The following is a 679-nucleotide window of genomic DNA, read 5'->3' on the forward strand; positions in this document are numbered from 1 at the left end:
AAGAAAAACAGCCTGTTTTATGGGTTCCAAATGCATTACCTAATGCTTTAAAAACGCTTAGAGTTAATTACAGGAGCTCGTTTTTTAATTGAATTTGGCTGTTAGAGTTATTCTACAGCCTCGTTATGTTTTTCTCAGTATTTGTATTTAATTAACTGATTAGAGTCAAATTTCACTTGGTATTATATGGATATTGCTGAATTTAATTATATTGAATCAATTCTTTGGTTTATTATCGCTCTAGGCTTATTGGTGAAATCCTTTAAACTTGGAAAATCAGATGCTTACTTTAAAATTTGTCTTATTGCTTCTATAGCTTTTGTCGCATTTGGGATTTCCGATATTATCGAGGCACAAACAGGTGCTTGGTGGCGTCCGTTTAGCCTATTATTTTTAAAAGCTAGTTGTGTTGTAACTTTTGTACTTTGCTTTATCAAATATAAAAAAATAGAGCGCAGCACAAAAACATAACAAGCTGTTTAATCAGGACAAAATACAGTTGGCTGTGTTTCGTTCCTCAACATTTTAGCCAACAATATTTTGCCCATTAACAGGGCGTTGTGGCTGTAGAATTACTCTTTTTTAAGAAAAACAGCCTGTTTTATGGGTTCCAAATGCATTACCTAATGCTTTAAAAACGCTTAGAGTTAATTACAGGAGCTCGTTTTTTAATTGAATT

At 32.5% G+C, this 679-nt stretch carries 1 protein-coding gene; it reads left to right on the forward strand.

The genetic code is table 11. The annotated features are described in order from the left end of the window. Nucleotides 1-186 precede the first annotated feature (186 nt). A complete protein-coding gene (locus tag HH219_RS21685) occupies nt 187-471 on the forward strand; it encodes a hypothetical protein (protein ID WP_169328611.1) in 285 nt (94 codons plus the stop codon). The last annotated feature ends 208 nt before the right edge of the window (nt 472-679 follow it).

This window comes from Pseudoalteromonas sp. NEC-BIFX-2020_015, from assembly GCF_012952265.1.
Lineage (GTDB): Bacteria > Pseudomonadota > Gammaproteobacteria > Enterobacterales > Alteromonadaceae > Pseudoalteromonas > Pseudoalteromonas neustonica.